Raw genomic sequence first — 20,382 nt, 5'->3', positions numbered from 1 at the left:
GTACAAATAGATCAGTATGCTAATAACATTTTCAAATGAACTTAAATGAGAGGAGTCTTGGGGAAATTTATACGAAAGGGGATAAACTATGAGTGAAGACAAAGTGCAAAGTCAAGAAAATGCTATTGTTACTTCTGGTGAGATACGAACGATTTTACAGGATTTTTGCATAGGAAAAAAACCTCTTGCTAAATTATTAGGCTGGGGCGAAACCACCATAATAAGATACATTGAAGGTGATATACCTACTGCGGAGTATTCCGGTAAGCTAAAAAGTATCGTTGAAGATCCGGTATATTACTATGAACTGTTGCTTGAGAACAAGGATAATCTGACCAATGTAGCTTATCGCAAGACAATGCAGGCGGTCCTTGAGAAAATGACAGAGCGCAAAATTAACTTAATAGCCCAATACATGATATATTATACCCAGGGTGATCTGTCCCCAGGCTATACCCAATGGCTTTTGTATTATGCTCAGGGTTTCTTTCTGGCATTATATGAAAGAGAGTTATTTGAAGATGATTTTAGCGTTAATGGTGAGAATGCTCCCTATATTTCCTTATACAATAGCATGAAAAAACATGGTATTAATATTTTTGAGGTACCTGTTAACCGGTTGACAGAAATGGAGAAGAACCTTATAAATAAAGTTCTTGACACCTTCTGCTGGTATGGACCAAAGACCCTGAAGGTATTGGCAGCTCATGAGAGAGCCAATTATCGAATTTCAAGAGACAAAGAAGGAAAGAGAATTATAGCGAAAGAGCTGATTAAAAATCAGTTCAAAGATATTTTGGGCGTATATGGAATACATAGTTTAAATGATATACATAAATATCCGGATGGGAAATTCAGGGAAATTAGAGGGATATCGTAGGGTTATTGGTTTTTTTCAAGGGGACGGCGCATTGCACAAAACAGAAAGAACTCATGCTTCGATTCCAAGGTATAAGAAGTCCTAATTCTCTGAATCGTTTGTGCTGGTCATAATGTAAAACAGATAACTCGCTTCGCTCAGACAATCTGTTTTACATTATAGCATAAACGATTCAGAGAAAAGGACTTCTAATACCTTTCCATAGGCGCATTCGTTCTTTCTGTTTTGCACAATCCGCCTGAAATCGTTTAGAAGATAGGACGCTGAACTTAAATAAGGTTGGAAAGATTGGAAAATATTAGTTGGCAATAATAAAAGTTGTAGAGAATAAGATATTAATAAGAAATACTGATAAAAGAACTTAATAAATCTTGTTGAGAATAAGAGATTAAAAGGACATACGTACAATAATAATGTCAAAAAGAAGCACTCTGTAACCTTTAGAATAAGGGGTACAGGGTGCTTCTTTTCAGGATCAGGTTTATATTTATTTGGATTTGGTAATAAAGGTATTTGCCTTATTTATCCGTGTTGAAATTACGTTGGTAGATGTGATATTTTGTTTCCAGTTTGATGGGCTGATAGGATAGTTTGGCTTTACGCAGACCTTCCTGTCCAAGATCATCTTCTCTGTTGACAATCTCTGCTTCCGGAAAGGCATGTATCAGAAACTGCTGGTTTATGAAATTATACAGACCAGGGATATTTATATTGGCTTTTTCTATATGGATGAAAGCACATTTAATATCCGGTGCATAGCTGCCGATGGTATAGGCTTCAAGATTTCCATCTACATAAACACCTCCGATACTGCAATCAACAAAGCCGCAATATTTGAATAAGCGGTGTATTCCATTTTCTTCACTTCGCATACTGCCATGCTTATCTTCGTATTCCCTGTTATCCAGCCATCTGTCGTGGAAATTCTGAATTTCTTCCACATTAGAACAATCCAGGGTACGGTATTCATATCTGCCGGCATAGTTCTTAAGGAATGAATTCAGATGGTTTTTTTTCTTATGATAGGCTTTACCGCTGAGTGTACGCAATTTTGCTGCATCATATAGATAATCATGATTATCTCTGCAGTTCTCGATTTCAAATTCTTCTTCAAATCCCGGTATGGTCTTTAATGCTGAAATAAAAGTTTCATCAATAAGATACATGTTTAACGGCTTATTTAGCTCTTTGTTCCAATGTTCTTTGATTTCCTCAAATACGGCAGGGATGTCAGCTTCTTTGCATAAAGGCATCATAGGACTTGTTTTATCTTCCGTCATTATAACGCACATCATATATTGGTCATTCCGGTAGTAATGGGTATTGTAGAATTCTTCCCAGATAAACTGGTTTACCGGCTGTCGTTCAGAGATGTAAACCGGTCTCAGGCTGGAATAGGATTCCAATCTGAGACAGTCTGCTATCGTTAGTTTGTTAAATTCAATTCCCATATGCATTCTCCTGTAAAGGTAATTCCTTTGTGGTAATAGCAATTATTTTGAATTACGTTTAGCTCTCATTCTGAGAGTAGGATCTAATAATTTCTTTCTGATTCTTAAGTTCTGTGGAGTAACCTCTAATAACTCATCCGTATCGATGAACTCCAGAGCCTGCTCTAAGCTTAAGATTTTTGGAGCCACCAGTTTTAGAGCATCGTCGGCACCGGAGGAACGGGTATTTGTAAGCTGCTTTCTCTTGCAGACATTAACCTCGATATCTTCTGCTTTTGCATTCAGACCTACGACCATACCAGAGTAAACTTTAACACCGGCTGTTATAAAGAGAATACCTCTTTCCTGGGCATTAAATAGACCATAAGTGATTGCCTCACCGGTTTCGTAAGCTATTAAGGAACCCTGCTTTCTATACTGGATATCTCCCTTGTAAGGGCCGTAATCTTCAAATAAGGTATTGATGATTCCGTTACCTTTTGTATCGGTTAGGAATTCGCCTCTGTAACCGATGAGTCCTCTGGAAGGTATCAGGAACTCAAGTCTTGAGTATCCGCCGTTTCCGTTAGACATTCCCTGAAGCTCACCTTTACGCTGGCTTAGTTTATCGATAACTGCTCCCGTAAATTCTTCCGGTACGTCGATGATAGCTCGTTCCATTGGCTCTAACTGCTTTCCTTTTTCATCGTAACGATAGAGAACCTCAGCTTTGCTTACTGCAAATTCATAACCTTCTCTTCTCATGTTTTCAATAAGAACGGATAAATGGAGTTCTCCTCTGCCGGATACTTTAAAGCTTTCCGTATTCTCGGTTTCTTCTACACGAAGACTGACATCTGTATTGAGTTCTCGTAACAAACGTTCTCTTAAATGTCTGGAGGTTACAAATTTTCCTTCCTGTCCTGCAAGAGGGCTGTCGTTAACAATAAAATGCATTGCGATGGTAGGCTCTGAGATTTTCTGAAAAGGAATAGCTTTCGGATTCTCAGGAGAGCAGATGGTGTCACCGATATGGATATCAGAAATACCGGAAATCGCAACGATGGAACCGATGGAAGCTTCGTTCACTTCTACCTTTTTAAGACCCTCGAATTCATAAAGCTTGCTGATCTTAACTTTTTGGCTCTTATTCGGATCATGGGCATTTACAAGAACTGCATCCTGATTTACTTTAATGATACCGTTATCAACTTTACCTACACCGATACGGCCAACATATTCGTTATAATCAATGGTGCTGATAAGTACCTGTGTACTTTCCTCAGGATCACCTTCAGGAGCGGGGATATAGTTAATGATAGTCTGGAATAGGGGTTTCATATTTTCAGGAGACTCATCTAATTCAAGAATTGCAACACCGGATTTGGCGGAAGCAAATACAAAAGGACAATCAAGCTGATCGTCAGTAGCATCCAGCTCAATGAAAAGTTCAAGAACTTCATCAATAACTTCTGCGGGTCTGGCTTCGGGACGGTCGATTTTATTGATACATACAATAACCGGCAGTTCCAGTTCCAAAGCTTTCTTAAGAACGAATTTGGTCTGGGGCATAGGGCCTTCAAAGGCATCAACTACTAACACAACACCGTTAACCATCTTAAGAACACGTTCTACTTCGCCGCCGAAGTCAGCATGTCCCGGTGTATCTATAATATTAATCTTTACGCCTTCATAAGAAACAGCCGTATTCTTGGAAAGGATTGTAATACCACGTTCCCTTTCAATATCATTAGAGTCCATGACTCTTTCCTGTACAGCCTGATTGGTGCGGAATACTCCGCTTTGCTTTAAGAGCTCATCAACAAGGGTAGTCTTGCCATGATCAACATGGGCTATGATTGCAATGTTTCTGATGTCTTCTCTTTGGATTTTCATCGTAACCTCTTTCTTGAATGTCCAATCTCTGATTGGATATTTACTTATTTGACTATTTTCGGTCTGTGTTTACTCATGGGGATACATATCAGAATAGAAAATAGTCTTCTGTTGTTTTAATATCCGCTTACCAGAGTTACCTTTGTGCGGATATTTGTTTATATGATCTTAGACCAGCTGTTACTGCTGATGCGGCAGAATTTAATTTTACTGTCATAATAGCGATACTATTTCAATAAAATATATAGATTTAAAAAACTATATTAAGCTCAATATAAGCAATAACACTCTAACTAAAACATTTTAACATACTACGGGAAATTTACAAGGTATTTCTTTAGAGGGCCGTATTTTCAGCGTTTTGCTTACCCTTTCACAACAAATGGAAAAAAACTTATAAATTTTTTTTTGAAATTTGGTTCTAAAACGAATATTACTGTCATACATATAGTATTGGAGAATAATTTTATCTTGAAGGTCAGGACAATACAATTGGGATACCAATTATAAATTGTACAGAACACGAGTAAAGAGAAGGGAGTCATACGAAATGACAGATAAAGTATTTGATAACAATCAAGTAAGTATTGCAGGCGAGGTAATGACTGATTTTGAATTCAGTCACGATGTATTTGGGGAGGGTTTTTACATTTTGGAGGTTTCTGTAAGCCGATTAAGTAATTCCTATGATAACATACCAATTATGATATCAGAGCGGCTGGTGGATGTAAAAGCAGATTTAAAAGGTAAGTATGTGGAGGTTAATGGACAATTTCGTTCTTATAACCGTCATGAGGACAACAAGAACAGGCTGGTTCTGTCTGTATTTGCCAGAGAAATCAAAGTAAGTGAAGAGGATACGGAAGGTATTCGCCCAAATTTCATCTTTTTAGATGGTTTTGTCTGCAAGCAGCCCATTTATCGAAAAACTCCCTTAGGAAGAGAAATAGCTGATATTCTACTTGCAGTAAACAGACCTTATGGAAAATCCGATTACATACCCTGCATCTGTTGGGGAAGAAATGCCAGATTCGCCGAGAACTTCACCGTTGGGGGACACATCCAGGTATGGGGCAGAATTCAGAGCAGAGAGTACCAGAAAAAGATCAGTGAAAATGAATTTGAAAAAAGAATAGCCTATGAAGTATCGGTAAGTAAGCTGGAGTATCTGGAGGAATATTAAGAGAATTAATCATAGATTACATTATATAATAAGGAAATGCTGTTGCATAAAAAAGATAATACCGGAAGGTTTTTCTATTGACTCCTTCCGGTATTTCTTTAAATGCAGCAGCATTTTCTTGTTTTATGGCTGGCAGTAAGGCCCTGGAAGCATTAAAAAACCGTAATTTTGACCTGCTTAACCGTAATTTTGTATGGTTATTTCTTTTAAATAAATACATTATAATAATTTTATTATAAGCAGCAGTCAGAAACCGGAAGTGATAAAGGCAGAAGACTAAAATTACACAGAATAAGATATACCTTTCAGTTGAGACAATAAACTTATTATCGGAGGGATTTTATGAAGCATATACTTGCTCGTGAAGTGCTGGGGAAACCCCAGGAAATGGCACAACAGTTCTTCGGGGAACTGATTACGGAGACGAAAGGTTATGATTACCAGTTTACGGATGCCAGTCTGCAGAACTTGCTCATTATTGGAAGGTTTACATATCAGGTACCTGCTTTCAAGGAATTGTATAAGGATGAGATGCTGGCAGTATTTTTTGACAGCTTATCCACTGCGCAATCCCATTTATTTCAGATAGCCTGGGACAGTGGGTCAATCATTCATTGCATTTATGACAGAGAGGAAGAAAAAGATAAGCTTCTGCAGGAAAAGCCACTGTCTGAGCCACTGGCCTCTAAAATACTGAATAAGTTAATGAATTACAAGTCCTGGGCTGGATACCTGGACAAATTCGGTGATCATGTTATTGATTTAAAAGCGCCTTCGCCGGGTGCCCATTTTTACACCAATATGCTGCTGGGAAAACGTATCGGTTATTCTCTTCCTTTGCAATCCACGCCGAAAAGCGTTGTGGACCGTTTAGGCGGAGGAAGCTTCAGGGCACATGCCGCTAATCAGGTACTGGCTACCCGATGGGACATGCTGCCGGAGGAAAATGGGTTTCCGGCAAACCGTCAATTTTATCTGGTGGAAGAAGGAAAACAGATTTTTTATTCAGCGGATGCGACGGATTCCAATGTTTTAACGGCTGTGTGCCGTCATTCCAGAAACCATACCAGGTTAGAATATACCACCGCCTGCGGTCTTCTCATAACCAGAACGATTTTCTTATTGCCCCAGTACCAGGGGCTGCCCATGGCAACGGAGGTTCAGAGAATAACCATTAAGAATACCGGGAAAAAGGAGCGAAAGCTAAAGGTGGTGCTTACCGGAATGATTGCCTCTGCGGTTCCTCCTGCCTTAATGGAGGATGTGGTCTATTCCACGGTTATCATGGAATCTGGTATTCTGAACAATGCAGAAGGTCGGCTTCTTGCTTATGTACCACATTATTATCCGGATTACTGCAAGGGGGATGTCCGCTTTGGGACGGCTATGTTCTATGAGAAAGGAAAGAAGACCTACCCCGGTGAAATCGGGACTCATTACGGTGATTTTATCGGAAGCGGCAGCTTGAACCGCCCCCAGGGACTGTCCAGGCTTACCAACCGCCTCAGTACCAAAGGACCGGGATTTCTTGCTTTAGGAAAACTTTTTTCCCTGGCAGGAGGAGAGGAAGTAACTGCGGATCAATATATGGGGCTAATCACAGAACTTCAGGATACCGGGGTGAGGCAGGAAACTCTTCAAAAAGAAATAGAGAACCTCCATTCCAGGTTCGCTAAAAAGGAGGCTTTGGAGGAAGCCCTGTCAACTCAGATGAACTGGTACGATGATTACCGATGTTATTTACAAGTTTCTACCGGAAACAAGGATTTTGATGCCTATGTCAATTATAATCTGCCTTTTCAGGTATTATATCAGACCTTTGTATCCCGCTCCTTTGATCTGACACAAAAGGGATACCGGGAAATCGGGTTCCGGGAAATTCAGGATATTTATGCATCTATGTACTATTTTATGGCAATGGGGGAAGGGGAATACACCAAGTCCCTTTTAAGAGAATGGATTGAAAAAGTACTTGAATTCGGCTACTGCTATCACAACTTTTTCTGGAAAGGAAAAGAAGCCGGAAAATGGTCGGATGACGGGCTTTGGCTGGTTCAGGCTGTATACCGTTATGTTCAATTCAGCAAAGATATGGAATTTCTGGAGGAGGAATACGAAATACCGGAAAGCAGCGGAAAGAAGAGAAAGGTTTATGATACCCTGAAAGCAGTTATCCGTTACTCTGGAACGGTATCCATCGGCAACCACGGTCTGCCTTTGATTGACTTTGCAGATTGGAACGACTGCCTTAAGGTTGATCCTCATTATCTGACAGGAAAAGAAAAAGAAACCCTTACAGGACCAATTGACGGGTATTCTGAAAGTGTCATGAACGGATTTCTGCTAAAGCTTGCCATAAATCACATGGAAGAGCTGTCCTCTGACCTTGGAGATCTGGAATACCGGGAAGAACTAAGGAAGCAGAAGCTGAAGCTGAGCAGCAATCTGCAGGAACATGCCTGGAAGGGAGATTTCTTTGCCAGGGTATTATTTAACCGCTACGGGGATAAAATAACATATCTGGGTGCTGGCGGTGACGGGTTTTCCAGACAGAAGGAGATACCGGGAACTTACTTCTTAAATTCCTTTAGCTGGTCCGTACTGTCAGGAGAAGCAACGGAGGAGCAGATTGGTATTATGCTGGAGGGAATTCAGAAATACCTTATGAGTCCCTTCGGATTCCCCCTCATGAGCCCTACAGATCTTTCCAGGGTAGCCCAAGCTACGGCAACCGGGGAATATTTTCCCGGTGACAGAGAAAATGGGGGTATCTTTAAGCATGCCACCATGATGGCTGCAGCGGCCATGGTGAAGGCATCCAAAGAAGCTGAGGATATAAAACTGGCGGTTAAACTCAGGGACCTTGCCTATTGGATGGTAAATCTGGTATTGCCCTTTAAGACACTGGACGATCCTTTTACGGCCTGCGGTAATCCCCGTTGGTGTACACAGTATATCAATAGCCACACCGGAGAGAACATAGGGCCTACCTTAAGCGGAACCTCCACCTGGCTGACCCTGACTTTGTTTGAAATGCTCGGAATTGAGTACAGAGACGGACAGCTCCTTCTAAATCCCATGTTATCCGAAGAAGAGGAGGAACTTCGATTTACTTTAAAACATAATAAAACTTACTACGAAATAACAGTCCGCAAACCCGTTGGGCTGTCCCGTATAAAGGAAGGAACTTACCGGCTTGTTCTGGATGGAAGAACAGCTGAAGGGAATGCAGTTCCTCTGACCGATGACGGAAAAGTTCACTGCCTGGAACTGGAGTTTGCAAAATAAGAAAACAAATGCCATAGAAGAATTGCGATTACTCAAAGCAGTTTCTTTTATGGCTTGTGTTTTAGAATGAAGTTATATAAAGTAAAGAGAGAAGGTTTAGGAGGAGGCGCAGGGATGTTTGCAGTACAGATTGTAGATGATGAGCCCATCGTCAGAATGGGGTTAAAAAAACTGATACCATGGGAGGAGCTTGAGTTTCATACAGTTTATGAAGCACAAAATGGTGAAGAGGCACTATTGCAGCTGAAAGAGCACCATATCGACCTGATTATAACGGATATTGAAATGCCCATTATGAATGGGATGGATTATATAAAAAAAGTAAAAGAATTAAAAGGCAGACAGTCAATTGTAATTTTAACTGCCTATGCTGAGTTTGAGTATGCTAAGTCAGCAATCGAATACGGTGTAGCCGGATATATCTTAAAGCCTATTGCAGAGAACCAGATAATAGAAACCCTGAATCAGGTCAAAAAGACCCTTACCGTTCCGGTGGAACGAAAATATGCCAGGGAACTTGATAAAAAATTAATTGAAGCAGTCCTGTTGACAGACCCTAAGGCCTATGAACTTCTGGCTGCCATTCTGGAAGAGGAGGGGCAGTATGAACTGGAGGATATCAGCGGGATGAACCTTCGGTTTTCTTATATTTTGGAGGAAATTGTACAGGCAATCAATAAGAAATACGCTAATTTGAACAAACTTGAGGCCCTTGGAGTAAATCTCACGGACGGTCATCAGAAATATATGTCAAGAACAGCGTTGACCGAACGGTTTGAGCTGGAAATTAAAAGGCTGTTTGACCTATTGGATAAATACCTGTTGGTGTATAAAGACAATGTAGTAAGACAAGCCAGCCGTTACGTGGTAAATCATGTTGATGAGAAAATCGGATTGACCATCATAAGCAATTACCTTAATATCAGTAAGAATTATTTCTGCAGTCTTTTTAAACAGGAGACGGGAGAGAATTTTCTGAACTATGTAACCAAGATTAAGATGCAAAGAGCAAAATACTTATTAAAAGAGAAGAATATGCGGATTTATGAAGTGTGTAATTATCTTGGGTATACTGACACTACATACTTTACGAAACTCTTCAAGAAATATATTGGAATGACACCAAACGATTATAAGAAAACAGAGTGTGAGGAATATGATTTTTAAAAAGAAGCACCCCAGGGTCAAGATGACGGACAAGACCATAACCAGTGTATTGCTTGGCAGTTATATCAGGACAATGATTATCTCCCTGTTCTTAGGCCTCCTTTTTTTCTTTGTCATTACAGGAAAAGAGATGGTCTATCGGCAGAACCTGAATAACAGCCGGATACTGACTACCTTCTCTTATTTTATCAACATGCAGCTGGAAGATATTAAACGGTATTCCTATAACCTGATTATCGATGAGGAACTCCAGAATATAATTGATGGCAGAGAAGAAGGAAAAAGCAAGCAAATCAGCACCTTTCTGATGAATAAGATGGCGGAGAGGAATGAAATACAATCCATTCATATTGTATTGGGAAAGGATGTAATTTCAGAATACAAGCAGCCGGTTTTTGACCAGGAACCGGGTCAGTTCCTGAAAGAGCTTGGAATCAATCCTGATAACCATCAGGAGAAAAGCAGTTTTTACTGGGAAATTGGAAGAGATAATGAGGAAATACAAAGAGACAATACATTTTATCTGGTAGGCAGTATCCGTTCCAAAACTACATTGAAGCATCTTGGATACCTTATCGTTTTTTTGGATCCCAATGAGCTGCAGAAAAAAATCAATCTTTATCTTCAGGAACTGGATTTTGAAGTTCTGATTAAAAGCGGTCAAGGTAATACCATCTCTTTTCCGGCAGATTCGGGCATTGAAAAGTATGAAAATCTGCTGGTTTACCGGGAAGAGGCCAATGACAGCTGGTGGCAGCTTTTTAATAAAAAGCAGTACAGTTCCCGAAAAATTAATAGTATGCAGGGTGAAATCTACGGTATGACCAGAGTATCTTTGTATGAACCCAATGTAGAATTTGCTCTGATTTTATTGCTCATTATAACCATGGAATTTATCCTGATAGCATCTGTAATTATTAAAAGAAGGGTCACCAGTCCGCTGGAGGAAATTGCCAGGAGGGCCAGAGAAATCGGGATACAGGGTAACCTGAATATTCTGTTTCCAAAAGAAGAGTATTATTCAGAAGCAGACGATATATCCAAGGCGCTGAATGAAATGATGGAACAGATCCGTGGTCTTATACAGGAAGTGGAACGGAGGGAGAAGCTTCAGAAAAAACTGGAGCTGTCCGTGATAAACCATCAGATCAAACCACATTTTTTGTATAATACGTTAAATGCTGTCAGTATCCTTATCAGTGTGGAAGAAAAAGAATCTGCCAACCAGCTGGTTAAATCCGTGGCAAAATACTACAGAGCATGCCTGAACCAGGGAAAAGATATGATATCCCTGAACAATGAGCTTGAAATCGTAGAGGAATATATTAAAATCGCCCTGATCCGAAATCCGGATATCTTAAGGGTAACTTATGTGATTGATCCGGAAACAGGAGATTTGCAGATTCCCAAAATGACCATCCAGACTTTGGTGGAAAATAGTATTAAATATGGAATCAAGCAAATGGGGGAACCTATCAGAATCACTATTTCAGCAGTATTAAAAGAGAGCTATGCAGAAATTTCCGTTGAAGATAATGGCAGCGGTATGAAAAAGGATATCATTGAGCGAATCATGAAAGGCGAATCCCTGGAAGCTGAATCCGGCTTTGGTCTGAGATCAGTGGTAATGAGGATTTCACTCTCCCACGATATCAGGAATATCCCAGATATTATAAGGATTGAATCCAGAGAAGGAGAATTCACAAAGGTTATCTTAAAGGTTCCTTTTCAAAATGAAACAGGAATCGGCCAGAGGGATCCACATTAAGAATTTTACCCCTTAATATCGTAATTTTATAGAGTTATCGAACCCCGGACTTTGTTTTATAATTTATCTATCAAGTAAAACAAAGGGGGATACATTATGAAAGTAAGATTATTATCATGTGTACTTGTGGTTATGCTTTTAGCCACATCATTCGTTGGGTGCAGCTCCAAAAACGATACCAATACATCGTCAGATAAAGCAGCGACAACGGAAAACGGAAATGAAGCCGGAGAAACAGAATCCAATAAAACCGGAGACAAGACAACCGTAACTATGTGGGTTATGCCAAACAGTGGTGACCCGGAAAATAACCTGAAAGAGGTTCTGGTGCCATTCCTTGAGCAGAATAAGGATATCGATGTACAGCTGACCGTATTAGACTGGGGTTCTGCCTGGACTAAGATTACTACAGCAGCTACCAGTGGAGAAGGCCCGGATATTACACAGCTTGGAACAACACAGGTCGCAGCTGTAGCAGCTATGGGGGCCCTGGAGGATCTGACTGGAATTTATGATAAATTCGGAGGAGAAGAAGCGTTTGTACCTGCTACACTTCCGACCACTCAGATACTGGGAGCAGGGGAGGAAAGATATGCCGCTCCCTGGTTTATCGATACAAGAGCACTGTTTTATCGTAAAGACATTTGTGAAGCAGCAGGAGTAAACCCTGAGACCGATTTTGAGACTTGGGATAAATTCAAAGCAGCGTTAGAAAAGATGAAAGGTATTACCGTGGAAGGAAAAGAAGTTGCGCCTTTGATGATGCCCGGTAAAAATGATTGGAATGTTATACATAATTTCGCTCCTTGGATCTGGGGTGCCGGCGGTGAATTCATAGCGGCAGATAACAAGACAAGCGTAGTGGATTCAGAAGAAGCTTATGAAGGCGTTAAATTCTATACAGAGCTTGCTACGGAAGGCCTGATGAGCATGGCGGCACTGGAGAAGAATTCCGCAGAGGTGGAAGCCTCCTTTAATGCAGGAGAAGCAGCAGTTATCATCAGCGGTGCATATGAAATCGCGACCTTAAGAAGAGAGCAGCCGGAACTGGCTGAAAAAATCGGAACAGCTCCGTTCCCTGCCGGACCTAAGGGAAGATATGCCTTTTTTGGCGGCAGCGGATTAAGCGTATTCAAGAGCTCCAAGAACAAAGAAGCTGCTTATCGTGTAATTGAGTATTTAATGTCTACGGATGCACAGGTTGCTTATCAGAGATTCTGCGGTAATTTACCGACAGTTAAAGCAGCTTATGAAACGGAATTCGTTTCCGAAGAACCTTTAAGGGAAGCTTTCAAGACACAGCTTGATTTTGGTAAAGCATATCCTTCCGTGGCAGGATGGGGACCTTCTGAAACCCTGTTGCAGAAAGGCTTAAGCAATGTCTGGGATAATGTTATGGGAGTATATGGAGCGTATAAGCCGGAACAGACGAAAGAATTCTTAAAACAGACAGCAAGCGAGTGTACCATTATATATAACCAACAATAACAGATAGTGGAGTGAAAGGAACCGCTGCATGGTGAAAATACAGACTGCAGCGGTTTTTCAATAGAGGAGTAAGGATGAAACATACAGGAAAGAAGCGGGAAGTAAGAAGCCCTAAGAAGAAAAAAACAGGGATGCTGGAGAGAATCAGGCAGAACAAACTAGCCTACTGTCTGATTGCACCGGCCATTATTGCTATGATCGTGATACATTTTATTCCGATCGTATCCGGAATAATAATGTCATTTTTAAAACTCAATCAGTTTACCCTTAAGAAATTTCTTAAGGCCCCTTTTATCGGCTTGGATAATTACGAAGCGGTATTATTTGATGCAAATAGTACCATACGTTCGGGATTTTTTGACGCTTTAAGAAATACGGCTATTTTCGGACTGATCTGCAGTATCCTGGTAATTTCCATTGCCATGCTGTTAGCGGTACTGCTGAACCGTAAGTTTAGATTCAGAGGTATTGCCAGAACACTGCTGATGACACCCTGGGTAGTTCCCTCCTTTGTAGTTGGTATGTTATGGGGATTTATGTGGCAGCAGGATGGTATCATTAACAGGATTTTAGTAGATATCCTGCACCTGTTCCCAAACAAACCCTTCTGGCTTACGGGTCCTGCGGTTATGGTAGCTATCATTATTCCTACAATCTGGAGACAGGTACCATTTGTAATGCTGATGCTGCTGGCTGGTCTGCAGCAGATCCCAGAAGAATATTATGAAGCAGCCAAGATAGATGGTGCCAATGCCTGGAGAAGTTTTTGCAATGTTACGCTGCCGCTGTTAAGATCCGTATTATCCATTCAGATACTGAATGGAATCATCAGCTATGTATACTCCTTTAACATTGTTTCCATGATGTTTGGTCACGGCGCCGGTTTTCCCGGTAAATATGGTGACCTGCTCATGACGAACATTAACCGTAATTCCTTTCAGATCTGGCAGTTCGGAACCGGTGCTGCCGCAACCGTCGTTGTAATGGTCTGTGTAATGGGACTGGTGGCAATCTGGTACAGGATATTTCAAAATGATTTGGTGGTGGATGAATAATGAGAGTACAAACCTTAACAAACTACAATAGAAGGAAAAAGAGACTTAACTTTCTGGCAAATTTTATATTAGGAATTTTCGTGATTTTTGCTGTGGCTCCGATTATCTGGATGATTGCAACCTCTTTAATGACACAGGGGCAGATTGCTACTGGAAAAATAGGTGCACCCAATCATTTTGAAAATTACTTGGAAATGTGGAAAAATGTTAACTTTTTTCAGTATTTCAAAAACAGTATCATTGTGTGCGGAAGTACGACCATCGTTGCGTTGACCATAGCCACACTTGCCGGATATGCAGTCTCCAGATTTAACTTTCCGGGTGCCGGTATCTTTGGGGCAACGGTACTGGCTACACAGATGGTTCCGGGTATTATGTTCCTGCTTCCGCTGTATCTGATGTTCATACGGATACAGGAAACACTGGGAATCCGCCTGATCAATACCTATCCTGGTATTGTCATCGTATATTCTGCATTTTTTATTCCTTTCAGCATCTGGATTTTAAGAGGTTTCTTTGCCAGTATCCCCATAGAACTTGAGGAAGCGGCTATCATTGACGGCTGCAGCAAGTTCGGGGCTTTTATAAAGGTTATTCTTCCGGTGGCAAAGGTAGGTCTGATAGCGACAGGAATTTATATCTTCTTAATGGCCTGGGATGAACTGCTTTTTGCCTGGGTGCTTACGACCTCCTCAGAGGTGGCTACGATTCCTGTGGGAATCCGCCTTTATGTGGGAAATTATCAGAATCGGTATGACCTGTTAATGGCTGCAGGATGTGTTACTACCCTTCCCGTACTGTTAATATTCTTTGGGCTCCAGAAACAGTTTATAACCGGAATGACAGCAGGTGCAGTAAAAGGTTAACAGGTATTTCAAAAAGCAATCTTGGGTTCAAGGTTGCTTTTTGGAGATTTTATATGTTAGTATCAAAGTTATCATATAAAAGAGAAGGGTTATCCGGAGGATGAAAATAATATGGGAAGGAAAAAGATTGTACAGCTGATAATTGTGCTGGGGATTTTACTGGGGTTGTTCCTGCTCCAGATATATTCCGATTTATTATGGGGAAATAAATCGGACAGGGATGGAAAAAAAGAAGTGATTCGTATATGGACCATTCACGGAGACACGGAGAAGGCACTGGATATTGCCTTGGAGCAATATAGAAAAAATCACCCGGAGGTTACCTTTGAAGTAACAGTTTATAAAAATGAGGTTTATCAGACTGCAGTCAACAACGCTATGTTAACTGACAGTCTGCCGGATTTGTTTTTTATGTGGGGATACAGCAAGTTACAGCGGTTTGTTGATGCCGGTATGATACAGGAGATTACGGATACGGTGAAAGAAGAAAAGATATCTGAGGCCCTCCGCAGCAAAGGCCTCGATGCCTTTACCTTTGAGGGCAGGATCTATGCTCTTCCGCTGTATGGCTGGGAAGCGAACATGTTCTGCAACAGAGAGATTTTTCAGGAGTATGGTATGGAATATCCTAATACTTACGAACAGTTTCTAAAGGTTGTGGAGGAATGTAAAAGACAAGAGGTAATACCCGTTGTCACCGGTGCAAAAGAAGGTTGGCTGTCCTCCCTCTATTATATGAGCCTGGTACAGGAGGAAGGGCCTGGAAATGCCATCTATCGTGCTGTTAACGACCAGTCATTATTTTCCACCGGGCAGTTTAAGCTGGCTGCAAAAAAAATGGAGCAGCTGATAGAGAAGAAGATCTGGCAGCGGAATTATCTGGAGTGTGACGGCTATAATGCTGTGTATCAGTTTGCGCAGGGAAAAGCGGCAATGCTCTATTATGGAAGCTGGGGCTCCACCTTTTTGGAGGGAGATAAATCCGAGGTCAAAGGGAAAGTGGATGTAATTCCTTTTCCAAATGGTAACAGAAGGGAGGGTATCGGAGGTTACGTCGATACCTTTGTTATCAATAAATACGGTGCCATACCCCAAAAGGAGGAGCTTATCCAGATGTATATGGAGGTCATGCAGAGCATTTCCAATGTCGTAGTAAATGATATGGGAGCTGGTCTGCCGGTATATAAAAATCAGACGGTAGAGGAAGAAAAATATCCGATTCTCTATCAGAGCTGGAAAGCCGGCAGAAGTAAGGTATTATATCCGGCGTATGACCAGATTATGACAGAGGAGCAGTCGGGTGAGTATTATGATCTGCTGAACAGACTGGTATTCGGTGAAAAATCATATAAAGAGTTCATACAAGGACTATCAGAATAATAAGTTGAGAGGGATTCCCTCTCAACTTATTAATTTTATCAGGGACTATCATAATTTTGTACCCTGTTACATTTGACTTTTGGTGGCTATACTGATAATGGAAAGAATGGTGAGAGCAGTTAAAGGCTTTCAGAGCATGGGCGAAAGCCCGGGTTGGAGGATAGTGCATGTTGAGAAAACTAAAAAAGGGGGTATTCCTACTAATGGCAGGAATGATTTTAACAGGCTGTTCATCGAAAAAAGAAGTAGCACTGGAACAGCAATTTGACAGTTATGAAGAAGAAAAGATGCAAAAAGCCGACGGTTGGAGTAACGGCAGTATGTTCGATTGTACCTGGAGAGGGGATAATGTAAGTTTTGAAGATGGTATCCTGAAATTAACCATTGATTCCGATGGTCCGGAGGCGTCCCCAAAATGGTCCGGCGGTGAGTACCGTACCAGAGAATTCTATCATTATGGAAAGTATGAGGTAAAGATGAAACCCATAAAGAATGATGGAGTGGTATCCTCTTTTTTCACCTATACGGGACCCAGTGATAATAATCCATGGGATGAAATAGATATTGAATTTCTGGGAAAAGATACGACGAAGGTACAGTTTAATTATTTTACCAATGGTGTGGGGGAGCATGAATATGTCCATGAGCTTGGGTTTGATGCCTCAAAAGAGTTCCATACCTACGGCTTTTTGTGGCTTAAGGATAAGATTACCTGGTATGTGGACGGAAAGGCCGTACATACCGCGGAGACTGACATTCCAGTTACTGCCGGAAAGGTTATGATGAATGTCTGGCCCGGAACCGGAGTGGATTCCTGGTTAGGTGCATTTGATGGAAAGACACCTCTTCAGGCTGAATATGACTGGATACGCATTACACTGGCAGAGTAATCTGATGATGCAGGTGTCAAAAGATTAGTTTTTCAAAAGGGGACGTGTGATTGCCTGAAATTGCAAAAATCAAGGCTTTTGACGCTTTAAACATCTGATTTCATAAAGAATTAGAAGAGAAAAATATCAAGAAACAAATACATACAGGAGTGCAAGAATGTTGCCGATTCTGTCCAGGAAAAATTGTATATCCATTATACAGTTTCTCAGGCAGAACCGGCAATGTGTCGTGAAAAGAACCGAGATAGTAAAGATAAAATTATAAGGAAGAAGAGGTGCCGAGCTTAAATGAAACAATATCAGTTTATCGATGAGATGGGAACTTTCCGGCTGCCGGACCCTGAAACAACAAATTATTTGTATTTCCCTCTGGCCAATGAAAAGGGGGTAATGAGTAGTATTACACCCTTATTAGGTGGGGATTCCAAAACCGGGCAGCACAATTTTCTGCTTCAGCCTGTAAGCAGTGAGGACTTACATAACAACAAATCCACCAGGAACTTCTGGGTACTTATCAATTGCAAAGAGGCCTGGTCAGCCACTGGGGTATCCGTCAGGCAGCAGGCGGAAATTTTTACGGAAGAAAAAGAAGAGACTGTACTGGAAGCGGGAATTATGTGGCACCAGGTGACACGCTGTAATAAAAGCCTTGGAATCAGCTCTGTCATAACCTCCTTTGTACCTGCAACCGGTGAAAGAATAGAATTGATGAAAGTACGGATACGCAATGAAGGTGCTGAAGAAATGATAATAACACCTACTGCAGCCGTGCCCATTTACGGACGTTCTGCAGATAATATCAGAGATCACAGGCATGTGACCTCCTTGCTTCATCGGATCAAAACCACAAATAACGGAGTGCTGGTCCATCCTACCCTGGCTTTTGATGAAAGAGGGCACCAGCAGAATCATTGGGTATATGGAGTATTTGGAAAATCAGAAAAAAGCGGAGACCCTGCAGGCTTCTTTCCGGTAGTTGATGATTTTATCGGAAACGGAGGTTCTTTGGAGAATCCAGAGGCTATAATGAAAGGTACCTTATTACCAGTCAGCCAGGATTATACCATAGATGGTTACGAAGCATTGGGAGGATTACGGTTTGCCGAGGTTGTCTTAAAACCGGGAGAAGAGAGCGTTTATATCCTTTCTCTGGCATATGGTGACGAAGAGGGTGAAATGAAAGAGACTGCTGCTAAATTTCTGTCCGAAGCTTTTTTTGAAGAAGCGCTGAAAGAGACCAAAAGCTATTGGAAACATAAAATAAACGTATCCTGTCATACCGGTGATAAGAACTTTGATAACTGGATGTATTGGGTAAATTTCCAGCCTATGTTACGTCGCATATACGGCTGCTCCTTTCTGCCCCATCATGACTACGGAAAAGGCGGAAGAGGCTGGCGGGACTTATGGCAGGACTGTCTGGCACTGTTGATCATGAACCCTCAGGGAGTGAGGGAAATGATATTAAATAATTTTGCAGGTGTCCGAATAGACGGAACCAATGCCACCATAATCGGTTCAAAACCTGGAGAATTTATCGCAGACAGGAATAACATTACCCGTGTATGGATGGATCATGGCTTCTGGCCGTTATTAACAACAAAACTCTATATCGAACAAAGCGCAGATCTGGATTTACTGTTGGAGGAGGTGGTCTATTTTAAAGATAACCAGGCAGACAGAGGAGAGGGAAAAGATGAAAACTGGTCCGAGGAGCAGGGAAATCTGCTACGCACCGAAAACGGAGAGATTTATAGGGGAACAGTACTGGAACATCTGCTTTTGCAGAATCTGACGGCATTTTACGATGTAGGAGAGCATAATAACATTCGTTTAAGGGGAGCAGACTGGAATGATGCCCTGGATATGGCAGGTGAAAGAGGGGAAAGTGTTGCCTTTACTGCTGCTTATGCCGGAAATCTGTCCGATATGGCGGAGTTGCTTAAAGAGCTGAAAGAGGAAAAGGATGGCAGTGTATTGACTTTGGCAGAAGAAATCAGCCTGTTACTGGAGGATAGTCAGGAGCTGTATGACAGCACTTTACAAAAAAAAGCACTTCTTCAGAAATATCATAGAAGCTGCCGGCGTACAGTAAGCGGAAAAAAGGTGGAGGTATCCTTTGAGGAACTGATCAGGAATCTTAAGAAGAAAAGCCAGTGGATTAAAGACCATATCAGGAAAGAAGAGTGGATAACCGATCAGAACGGCAATTCCTGGTACAACGGTTACTACGATAACAAAGGCAGCAGGGTGGAGGGAGACCATCCTTTGGGGGTGAGAATGATGCTTACCGGTCAGGTATTTACCATAATGTCCGGTACGGCAACAAAAGCCGAGAGTCTCGAAATCATAAAGGCGGCAGATAACTATCTGTACAAAAAGGATGCAGGCGGCTACAGGCTCAACACCGATTTTGGGGAAGTCAAAACAGACCTTGGCAGAATGTTCGGGTTTGCTTATGGGCACAAAGAAAATGGAGCGGTCTTCTCCCATATGGCAGTGATGTATGCCAACGCCTTATACCGGAGAGGATTTGCCAAAGAAGCCTATAAGGTAATCCACACCCTTTACAGCCAGCTGAGTGATTTCGAAAAAAGCAGGGTGTATCCGGGAATAACAGAATATATAGACGCCAGGGGTTACGGTCTCTATCATTATCTTACAGGGGCAGCCAGCTGGCTCCTGCTGACAGTACTGACAGAAATGTATGGAATAAAAGGGAAATACGGCACACTTGTTCTGAAGCCGGGGCTTTTGAAAGAGCAATTTGACAAAGATGGTGCAGCTTCCATCTCATTGACCTACCAGGAAAGAAGATTAAAAGTGGAATATCTCAATAAAAGCAAAAAGGAGTTTGGAGAGTATCAAATTGGCAGCATCAGGATAGATGGAGTATTGTACGGGGAAAATACGGACAGAATTGAGAAACAAAAAATAATGGAATTGGAAAAAGAAAGTACGCATCATATCAGTATAGAGCTGCAATAAGTCCAACAGAGGCAAAACGGTATTCTTTCATCCAGTGAACATATACTTGTGATAAAATCATTGAGAAAAAGATCTTTCAAGTGTATAATAACCCTGAAAATAA

13 protein-coding genes are annotated in these 20,382 nt (G+C 41.4%); 11 read left to right on the top strand and 2 right to left on the bottom strand.

The features are described from left to right. The first annotated feature begins 88 nt into the window (after positions 1-88). Positions 89-880, top strand: a complete 792-nt coding sequence (locus R2R35_RS07455; RefSeq protein ID WP_317733876.1) for a Panacea domain-containing protein — start codon at positions 89-91, stop codon at positions 878-880. A 518-nt stretch (positions 881-1,398) separates the two neighbouring features. Here the strand turns inward: R2R35_RS07455 and R2R35_RS07450 are convergent. Together R2R35_RS07450 and typA are read right to left on the bottom strand one after the other, a co-directional pair. Then, the gene (locus R2R35_RS07450) at positions 1,399-2,331 is read right to left on the bottom strand and encodes a DUF2156 domain-containing protein (RefSeq protein ID WP_317733875.1); all 933 of its coding nucleotides are present in this window, start codon (positions 2,329-2,331) and stop codon (positions 1,399-1,401) included. Positions 2,332-2,373: 42 nt separating this feature from the next. After that, positions 2,374-4,206 (bottom strand): translational GTPase TypA, encoded by a 1,833-nt coding sequence (typA, locus tag R2R35_RS07445; RefSeq protein WP_317733874.1) that lies wholly within the window; start codon positions 4,204-4,206, stop codon positions 2,374-2,376. 550 nt (positions 4,207-4,756) lie between these two features. On the opposite strand from typA, the gene R2R35_RS07440 reads away from it, so the two are divergent. The 10 genes from R2R35_RS07440 (at position 4,757) to R2R35_RS07395 (ending at position 20,279) form a co-directional block, all read left to right on the top strand. Then, positions 4,757-5,389, top strand: coding sequence for a single-stranded DNA-binding protein (locus R2R35_RS07440; RefSeq protein WP_317733873.1), 633 nt, complete (start codon positions 4,757-4,759; stop codon positions 5,387-5,389). Between the two features lie 342 nt (positions 5,390-5,731). After that, positions 5,732-8,677, top strand: a complete 2,946-nt coding sequence (locus R2R35_RS07435) for a GH36-type glycosyl hydrolase domain-containing protein (RefSeq protein WP_317733872.1) — start codon at positions 5,732-5,734, stop codon at positions 8,675-8,677. Positions 8,678-8,791: 114 nt separating this feature from the next. After that, a complete protein-coding gene (locus R2R35_RS07430) occupies positions 8,792-9,844 on the top strand; it encodes a response regulator transcription factor (RefSeq protein WP_317733871.1) in 1,053 nt (350 codons plus the stop codon). Beyond that, positions 9,834-11,612 carry a sensor histidine kinase gene (locus R2R35_RS07425; RefSeq protein WP_317733870.1) on the top strand — a complete coding sequence of 593 codons (1,779 nt, stop codon included), beginning with the start codon at positions 9,834-9,836 and terminating at the stop codon, positions 11,610-11,612. Before R2R35_RS07430 ends, R2R35_RS07425 begins: the two co-directional genes overlap by 11 nt. 96 nt (positions 11,613-11,708) lie before the next feature. Continuing rightward, on the top strand, positions 11,709-13,100 hold the full coding sequence (locus tag R2R35_RS07420) for a sugar ABC transporter substrate-binding protein (RefSeq protein WP_317733869.1): 1,392 nt from the start codon (positions 11,709-11,711) through the stop codon (positions 13,098-13,100). Positions 13,101-13,174: 74 nt separating this feature from the next. Beyond that, on the top strand, positions 13,175-14,155 hold the full coding sequence (locus R2R35_RS07415) for a carbohydrate ABC transporter permease (RefSeq protein WP_317733868.1): 981 nt from the start codon (positions 13,175-13,177) through the stop codon (positions 14,153-14,155). Further along, complete coding sequence (locus R2R35_RS07410; protein WP_317733867.1) at positions 14,155-15,021, top strand: carbohydrate ABC transporter permease; 867 nt, start codon at positions 14,155-14,157, stop codon at positions 15,019-15,021. The genes R2R35_RS07415 and R2R35_RS07410 overlap by 1 nt, the downstream gene beginning before the upstream one ends. A 111-nt stretch (positions 15,022-15,132) precedes the next feature. After that, on the top strand, positions 15,133-16,401 hold the full coding sequence (locus R2R35_RS07405) for an ABC transporter substrate-binding protein (RefSeq protein ID WP_317733866.1): 1,269 nt from the start codon (positions 15,133-15,135) through the stop codon (positions 16,399-16,401). Between the two features lie 167 nt (positions 16,402-16,568). Next, positions 16,569-17,291, top strand: coding sequence for a beta-glucanase (gene bglS / locus R2R35_RS07400; RefSeq protein ID WP_317733865.1), 723 nt, complete (start codon positions 16,569-16,571; stop codon positions 17,289-17,291). Positions 17,292-17,579: 288 nt separating this feature from the next. Beyond that, positions 17,580-20,279, top strand: a complete 2,700-nt coding sequence (locus R2R35_RS07395) for a GH36-type glycosyl hydrolase domain-containing protein (protein WP_317733864.1) — start codon at positions 17,580-17,582, stop codon at positions 20,277-20,279. The last annotated feature ends 103 nt before the right edge of the window (positions 20,280-20,382 follow it).

This window comes from Anaerocolumna sp. AGMB13020 (genome assembly GCF_033100115.1).
In the GTDB taxonomy this organism is placed as follows: domain Bacteria; phylum Bacillota; class Clostridia; order Lachnospirales; family Lachnospiraceae; genus Anaerocolumna.
Note: the sequence above shows the minus strand (reverse complement) of the source record. Positions and strands in the feature narration are given on the sequence as shown.